This is a genomic window from Synechococcus sp. MU1648, from assembly GCF_023630615.1.
In the GTDB taxonomy this organism is placed as follows: Bacteria; Cyanobacteriota; Cyanobacteriia; order PCC-6307; family Cyanobiaceae; genus Parasynechococcus.
Window position 1 is genome coordinate 56693 of record NZ_JAKUHI010000012.1, and the last position, 7514, is coordinate 64206.

The window sequence follows — 7514 nt, forward strand, 5'->3', positions numbered from 1 at the left end:
TCTGCCACAGTTGAGCCTGTCTGCTTTCGGTTCATGGGTTCCTCGGAGGCCTTGATTCGCGCCACCGTGAATCGCATCAGCGCGCGCCTGGGCCACGGCTTTGCGGACGCTGCAGCGGAGCTGGCGGTGTTGGCGCAAGACGCCCCGCAGCGGCTGCGTCAGGAATGGGATCTATTTCAGGACGAGGTGCTTGCAGAGGCGGAACGGATTGAGCGGGGTGATCAGGCAGTGGTAAGCACGGATGGGGAGCCCTCCGCGGAACAACCGGAGACCCCTCAAGCGGTCATTGATCGCCTCCGGGCCACGGTGGCTGATCTCAGTCAAGCGGTCGAGGCACGCCCCTGATGCTCGGACTGCTGCGAGCGCTTCGGATCTGGCGCTCTGTCCTGACCCTGCTGCTGTTGCTTTGGTGGGATGGTCAGTCCTGGACTTATCGCGGTGGTGTGACGGCGGAGCGTCGTGCTCGTCGTCAGCAAGGCCGAGCTCGCTGGTTGACGTCTGAGCTGCTGTCTCTGGGTTCAGCTTTCATCAAGCTGGGGCAGCTGCTGTCTGCAAGGCCAGACATCCTCCCTGCGGGCTGGGTGGCTGAACTTGAGGCGCTGCAGGACAGCGTTCCGGCATTCAGTTTTGATCAGGTGCAGACCGTTCTCGAACGAGAGCTTGGTCAGCGCTGTGCAGAGGTCATCGACCTTGACCCGGAGCCCCTTGGTGCTGCCTCTTTGGCCCAGGTGCACCGCGCCAGCCTGCGGAGTGGCCGGCAGGTGGTGCTCAAGGTGCAGCGGCCTGGCCTGGACCGTCTGTTTCGCCTTGATCTTGAGGTGATGCAGCAGGTGGCGGCTGTGCTGCAGCGCCACCCCAGTTGGGGCCGTGGTCGAGATTGGCCGGCGATGGCACGCGAATGTCGACGTGTTCTGCTGCGTGAGCTGGATTTCCGGGTTGAGGCCCAGTATGCGGCGCGTTTTCGTCAACAATTTCTGGATGACGAACGGATCAGGATCCCAGGTGTGATCTGGGAGTTGAGCAACCGCCGTGTGCTTTGTCTCGACTATCTGCCAGGCATCAAGGTCAATGACCGTGAGGCGTTAATCGAGGCCGGTATTGATCCAGTCAAAGTGGCTGAAGTGGGTGCGGCCAGCTATCTCAAGCAGTTGGTGCGGTTTGGTTTCTTTCATGCCGACCCCCATCCCGGCAACCTTGCCGTCGCTAGCGATGGCGCTCTCATCTACTACGACTTCGGAATGATGGGCCTGTTGTCGGATGGCTTGCGTCGACGCCTCGGGGCCATGGTTCGCGCTGCTGCCGCCAGGGATTCAGCGGCGTTGGTGGAGGAAATGCAGGCTGCCGGGGTGATCTCCAGAGGCATTGATGTTGGTCCGGTCCGTCGTCTTGTGCGGCTGATGCTGCAGGAGGCCCTGACCCCACCGTTCACGGCCAATGCGATCGACAAACTCTCCGGAGATCTCTACGACCTGGTCTACGGGCAGCCCTTCCGTCTGCCGGTCGAACTCATCTTCGTGATGCGAGCGCTATCCACGTTCGAGGGAGTTGGCCGCAGTCTCGATCCCGCTTTTAGCTTGGTTGCAATTGCCAAGCCCTACCTCCTTCCACTTATGACCTCAAGCGGCTCTGGCAGCAATGATCTGTTCAATGAACTCGGCCGTCAGGTCGGGGCTCTCAGCAGCCGTGCTGCTGCCTTCCCACGACGTCTTGATGAAAGTCTTGAACGCCTAGAGCAGGGCGACCTTCAGCTTCAGGTGCGTCTCGGTGAATCGGATCGCCAGTTCCGCCGGATGGCCCTTGCACAGCAGTCCATCGGCCAGTCGGTGCTGCTCGGATGCTTGGCTTTGGCCACAGCCATTGTTGGTGCGAGTGCCCGCCCGCTCTGGTCGATTCTTCCGGCTGCTGCTGCTTTGCCTGTTGGATTGGGCTGGTTCCAAATGCAGGTCAAGATCCGTCGCGATCAACGGTTGGAGCAGTTGCCCGGTTCCAACCGTTAATCGTCTGGGGCCTGAGATCAGGCCTTGCCGCGGGGGCCCTGGGCGACAGCACCGGCGTAAACGGCCTGGCTCCCCAGTTCGTCTTCGATGCGCAGCAGCTGGTTGTACTTCGCGACCCGCTCACTGCGGCTGAGGGAACCGGTCTTGATCTGCCCGGCGCGTGTGGCGACGGCGAGATCGGCAATCGTGGTGTCTTCGGTTTCGCCACTGCGGTGGCTGATCACGCTGGTGTAACCGGAGCGACCTGCTAGATCGATGGCCTGAAGGGTTTCCGTGAGTGAGCCGATCTGGTTCACCTTGATCAGGATCGAGTTGGCCGTGGCGCTGTCGATGCCTTGCTGAAGGCGCTTGGTGTTGGTCACGAACAGGTCATCACCCACGAGCTGCACCTTGCCGCCGAGGCGTTCGGTTAGCAGCTTCCAGCCATCCCAGTCGTCTTCGGCCAGGCCGTCTTCGATCGAAACGATTGGGAATTTGTCCACCAGTTGTTCCAGCTGGCCGACCATCTCTGCGCTGGTGTAGCTGCCACCATCAAAGGCATAGCGACCGTTCTCGAAGAATTCGGTGCTGGCGACGTCCAGAGCAAGGGAGATCTGCTCGCCGGGCTTGTATCCCGCCTTGGTGATCGCTTCCACCAGGATTTCACCGGCTTCCACGTTGCCCAGATTGGGGGCGAAACCGCCTTCATCGCCCACGGCGGTGCTCATGCCTTTGGCACTGAGCAGCCCTTTGAGTGTGTGGAACACCTCGGTTCCCATGCGCAGCGCTTCGCGGAAGCTCGGAGCCCCATGGGGGACCAGCATGAATTCCTGGAAATCCAGGCTGTTGGCGGCATGGGCGCCACCGTTGATCACGTTCATCAACGGCACCGGCAGCAGGTTTGCCATTGGACCGCCGAGGTAGCGGTAGAGGGGAATTCCCAGGCCGTTGGCGGCAGCGCGAGCGGTGGCCATGCTCACCGCCAGGATGGCGTTGGCACCCAGGTTGGATTTGTTGTCGCTTCCGTCCAGCTCCAGCATCGCGGCGTCCACAGCGGCCTGATCCAGGGCCGAAAGGCCGCAGAGGGCTGGTGCGATCCGCTCTTCGATGTGATTCACGGCTTGGCCTACACCTTTGCCCATGTAGCGGTCGCCGCCATCACGCAGTTCGTGGGCTTCGTGGGCGCCGGTGCTGGCACCACTGGGAACGATGGCCCGTCCCATGGCACCTCCTTCGAGCAGCACTTCGGCTTCAACCGTTGGGTTGCCGCGGGAATCGAGCACCTCTCGGGCCACGATGGTGTCGATGACGAGGTCGAGGGAATCGATCACGTTGGGACGCACGCTTAACCCGGGGATCCTATGAGTCGCCCCTTTCTCCCCTGTTGTGACGGGCCATACCTGGCCAGAATGATGGGAGGTAAATCCTGAACGACGCTCACCCATGCGGATGCTTCACACCATGCTTCGGGTTGCTGATCTGGAGCGGTCTTTGAGCTTCTACACCGAAGTTCTGGGCATGCAGCTTCTGCGTCGAAAGGATTACCCCAGCGGCCGCTTCACCCTGGCTTTTGTTGGCTATGGATCAGAGCAGAATCACACGGTTCTGGAACTCACCCACAACTGGGACACCGAGAGCTACATCTTGGGTGACGCCTATGGCCACATCGCTCTGGGGGTTGAGGACATCCGCAGCACCTGTGCCGGGATTGCCGATAAGGGAGGCCGCGTGGTGCGGGAACCTGGCCCGATGAAGCACGGCACCACCGTCATCGCCTTTGTTGAGGATCCGGATGGCTACAAGGTGGAATTGATCGAGTTGTCCTCCAAAGTCCCCGCCTGAAACGGATGACCCCATCCCCAGCGTTGAACGGCAGCCTCACCCATGAGCCGGATCGCTTCAGCGATGCGGCCTGGGATCTTTTGCTGAGTGGTCAGGACGTCGCCCGTCGCTGGCGCCATGAGCAGTTGGATGTGGAGCATCTGATTCAGGTGCTGTTCACCGACCCCTCCTGCCGCCGCATGGTGGAGGGATTGCCCCTCCCAACCGATGCGCTCTTGGATCGATTGGAGGATGTGCTGGCCGATCAGCCCTCTGGGCGCGGCGATGAGTTGTTCATTGGTGATGACCTGGAGCAGCTGCTCGATGCGGCCGATGCCATTCGTCGGCGCTGGAATGGCGACGTCATCGATTTGCCGGAATTGCTGATGGCCATCGGTGCTGATCCACGGATCGGTGCCGAATTATTTGCTGGCTTTGGTGTTTCAGCGGATGAGCTTGAGCAGCTGATCCAAAGGGGTTCCGCTGAAGCCTCTCCCCCCCAGGAGGCTCCACGCCGCCAACGGGTGGCCCGCGCTCCGTCATCGTCCCGTCAGCCCCGTGCGTCGGCTCCTCCCAACGCAACTCTTCTCTCCCCTGACCCTGAGGTCGTTGCGCCCGTCCTCGCTCCAGAGCCTGCGCCGCAGCAGCCCACGGCGTTGGAGTCCTATGGGCGGGATCTCACCGAAGAAGCAGAGGCGGGCAGCCTCGATCCGGTGATCGGTCGCGATTCCGAAATTCGCAACTTGATCAAGGTGCTCTCACGCCGGAGCAAAAACAATCCGGTGCTGATCGGTGAACCCGGCGTTGGCAAAACAGCGATTGCGGAGCTGTTGGCCCAGCGGATCGTGGCGGGTGAAGTGCCGGAATCTCTACAGGGTCTGCGCCTTGTGGCTCTGGACCTTGGGGCCTTGATCGCCGGCGCCAAGTTCCGTGGTCAGTTCGAGGAACGCCTGCGGTCGGTGCTTGAGGAGGTGAGCGGCTCCGATTCCGGCGTGGTGTTGTTCATCGATGAGCTCCATACCGTTGTTGGCAGCGATCGCAGCAGCACCGATGCCGGCAGCCTGTTGAAGCCAGCCCTCGCCCGTGGTGATTTGCGCTGCATCGGCGCCACCACGCCGGAGGATTACAGGCTCACGGTGGAGAAGGATCCTGCCCTCAACCGCCGCTTTCAGCAGGTGGTGATCCGGGAGCCAGATCTGGAGTTGAGCCTCGAAATTCTGCGGGGCTTGAAGGAGCGCTACGAGCTTCATCACGGCGTCACGATCACCGATGAAGCGATTCAGGCGGCCAACCGTCTCGCCGATCGCTACATCAGCGACCGCTGTCTGCCAGACAAAGCCATTGATCTGATCGATGAAGCGGCGGCGCAACTGAAGATGGAGGTCACCTCCAAGCCGCAGGTGGTGGAGGAAGCCGAGGCGGATCTGCGCCGCGTTGAACTGGCCTTGCTCGCTGCTGAGCAGGCGCCTGAATCGGAGCGGATTCAGTTGCAGCGCAACCGGCTTGAAGTGTCGACGCGATTGGACGATCTGCGGCGTCGCTGGCAGCAGGAGCGCGGTCAGCTGGAGGAACTCGGTCAGCTGCTTCAGCAGGATGAAGACCTGCGCCATGCCATCGCTGAAGCCGAGCGGGATGGCGACCTCGAGGAGGCGGCTCGGTTGCAGTACGACCAGTTGCATCGGGTGCAGCAGCGTCGGGATGAATTGGAGGCGTCCCAGGCGGAGGCGCAGACCTCCGGAACTGCTCTGCTGCGCGAGCAGGTGGAGGCCGGTGACATCGCTGATCTTGTGGCCCGCTGGACCGGGATCCCAGTGCAGCGGCTGCTGGCGGGTGAGCGCCGCAAGCTGCTGCAACTGGACGCCCATCTCGCCGAACGGGTGATTGGCCAGGGCGAGGCGGTGATCGCCGTTGCCGCTGCCATTCGCCGTGCCCGTGCTGGCATGAAGGATCCGCGTCGCCCGGTGGGATCGTTCCTGTTCCTCGGGCCGACCGGCGTGGGCAAGACCGAGCTGGCCAAGGCGCTTGCAGCGTCGTTGTTCGATGAAGAGGAGGCGCTGGTTCGCCTCGACATGAGTGAGTTCATGGAGCGCAATGCCGTGGCTCGGCTGATCGGTGCTCCTCCTGGGTATGTCGGCTACGAGGAAGGCGGGCAGCTCACTGAGGCTGTGCGGCGTCGTCCCTATGCGGTGCTGCTCCTCGATGAAGTGGAGAAGGCGCATCCCGATGTATTCAACCTGCTGCTCCAGGTGCTGGATGACGGCCGACTCACCGATTCCCAGGGCCGCACCGTCGATTTCCGCCACACCGTGGTCGTCATGACGAGCAACCTGGCCAGTCCGGCGATCCTTGAACATGCCCGCTCGGGATCCACGGACGAGTCAGCCCTTCAACAGCAGGTGGATGCAGCGCTGTCGAGTCAGTTCCGGCCTGAATTCCTGAACCGTATCGATGAGGTGATTCGTTTCCGCCCCTTGGAGGTGGCTGATCTGGTGCGCATTGTTCAGTTGCAACTGCAAGATCTCGCCGCCCTGTTGGCCGAGCAGGGTCTTGCTCTTCTTGTGGATGATGCTGTCGCCGAGGCCATGGCCCGTCAGGGCTATGAACCCGAGTACGGGGCGAGGCCACTGCGACGGGTGTTGCGGCGCCAGCTGGAAAATCCGCTCTCCACGCTGCTGCTCGAGGAACGCTTTACCGGTGCCAGTGGTGTGACGGTGCGGTTGGGCGAGGCCGGTGAAGATTCCTTGGTGTTTGATCCCATGGGAGTTTGAGGGCATCCGGTAGGGTGGTTGTTTGGCGAAGTGCCAGCCGGCACCGTTGTCAACTTCCGGTCCCATCCCCGTGACCAGCCCCATCTCTGAGGACACCACCACATCTGACGGCTCAAAGGCCGCCGCCGATCCCACCCAATCCGGTGGATTTTTGGCGGACACGGTTGATGAGCTGAAACTCGTGGTTTGGCCCAGCCGCCAGCAATTGTTCAGCGAATCCATCGCTGTGATCCTGATGGTCAGCCTTTCGGCGGCCACCATTGCGGCTGTCAGTCGCTTCTTTGGGTGGGCTTCGTCCCAGGTGTTCCGCTGACTCGATATCACCTTTCTCGCCGTGCCCGACGACCTGACCACACCGGACGCCCCTGAGGTGCTTGATCTGCCAGCCCCGAATGAGGGGGAAGATGGCACCTTGCCTTTGGAAGCTGTCGCCAACACGGCCATTGCCCGCTGGTATGCCGTTCAGGTGGCCTCCAGCTGCGAGAAAAAGGTCAAGGCGACCCTCGAGCAGCGCGCCGTCACCCTGGGGGTGAGCAATCGGATTCTTGAAATTGAGATTCCCCAGACGCCTGCCGTCAAGTTGAAGAAGGACGGCACCCGTCAGTCCACTGAGGAAAAGGTGTTTCCCGGCTATGTGCTCGTCCGGATGGTGCTGGATGAGGACACGATGATGGCGGTGAGAAGCACCCCGAACGTGATCAATTTCGTGGGTGCTGAGGACCGCCGTGCCACTGGTAAGGCCCGTGGTCACATCAAGCCACGTCCCCTCAGTCGGTCTGAGGTTGATCGCATCTTCAAGCGGGCGGCTGAGAAGAAGACCGTCGTCAAGGTGGATCTGACCGAAGGCGATCAAATTTTGGTGACGGCGGGTCCGTTCAAGGATTTCCAGGGAGAGGTGATCGAGGTGTCCGGCGAGCGCAACAAGCTCAAGGCCCTGCTCTCCATCTTT

General features: G+C 61.7%; 7 protein-coding genes. 6 read left to right on the top strand and 1 reads right to left on the bottom strand.

Annotation, left to right across the window (positions count from 1 at the left end):
• The first annotated feature begins 33 nt into the window (after positions 1–33).
• Positions 34–345 carry a hypothetical protein gene (locus NCN06_RS11195; RefSeq protein WP_226397441.1) on the top strand — a complete coding sequence of 104 codons (312 nt, stop codon included), beginning with the start codon at positions 34–36 and terminating at the stop codon, positions 343–345.
• Complete coding sequence (locus tag NCN06_RS11200; protein WP_115024555.1) at positions 345–1997, top strand: ABC1 kinase family protein; 1653 nt, start codon at positions 345–347, stop codon at positions 1995–1997. Before NCN06_RS11195 ends, NCN06_RS11200 begins: the two co-directional genes overlap by 1 nt.
• A 17-nt stretch (positions 1998–2014) precedes the next feature.
• Here the strand turns inward: NCN06_RS11200 and eno are convergent, their stop codons facing one another.
• Positions 2015–3307, bottom strand: a complete 1293-nt coding sequence (eno, locus tag NCN06_RS11205; protein WP_226397565.1) for a phosphopyruvate hydratase — start codon at positions 3305–3307, stop codon at positions 2015–2017.
• 112 nt (positions 3308–3419) lie between these two features.
• Between eno and gloA the strand changes: the two genes are divergently transcribed.
• The 4 genes from gloA to nusG all read left to right on the top strand — a co-directional run.
• Complete coding sequence (gloA, locus tag NCN06_RS11210) at positions 3420–3818, top strand: lactoylglutathione lyase (RefSeq protein WP_226397440.1); 399 nt, start codon at positions 3420–3422, stop codon at positions 3816–3818.
• Positions 3819–3823: 5 nt separating this feature from the next.
• Complete coding sequence (locus NCN06_RS11215; protein WP_250398939.1) at positions 3824–6565, top strand: ATP-dependent Clp protease ATP-binding subunit; 2742 nt, start codon at positions 3824–3826, stop codon at positions 6563–6565.
• A gap of 70 nt (positions 6566–6635) precedes the next feature.
• Complete coding sequence (gene secE, locus NCN06_RS11220; RefSeq protein ID WP_186570826.1) at positions 6636–6878, top strand: preprotein translocase subunit SecE; 243 nt, start codon at positions 6636–6638, stop codon at positions 6876–6878.
• 21 nt (positions 6879–6899) lie between these two features.
• Positions 6900–7514 (top strand): transcription termination/antitermination protein NusG (gene nusG / locus NCN06_RS11225; protein WP_250398940.1); only part of this gene is annotated, 615 nt, incomplete at its 3' end.

What these genes read in the sequence shown, in the direction of transcription:
- NCN06_RS11195 (WP_226397441.1), top strand. Translation starts at nt 34, where the DNA reads ATGGGTTCCTCGGAGGCCTTGATTCGCGCCACCGTGAATCGCATCAGC.
- NCN06_RS11200 (WP_115024555.1), top strand. Translation starts at nt 345, where the DNA reads ATGCTCGGACTGCTGCGAGCGCTTCGGATCTGGCGCTCTGTCCTGACC.
- gloA (WP_226397440.1), top strand. Translation starts at nt 3,420, where the DNA reads ATGCGGATGCTTCACACCATGCTTCGGGTTGCTGATCTGGAGCGGTCT.
- NCN06_RS11215 (WP_250398939.1), top strand. Translation starts at nt 3,824, where the DNA reads ATGACCCCATCCCCAGCGTTGAACGGCAGCCTCACCCATGAGCCGGAT.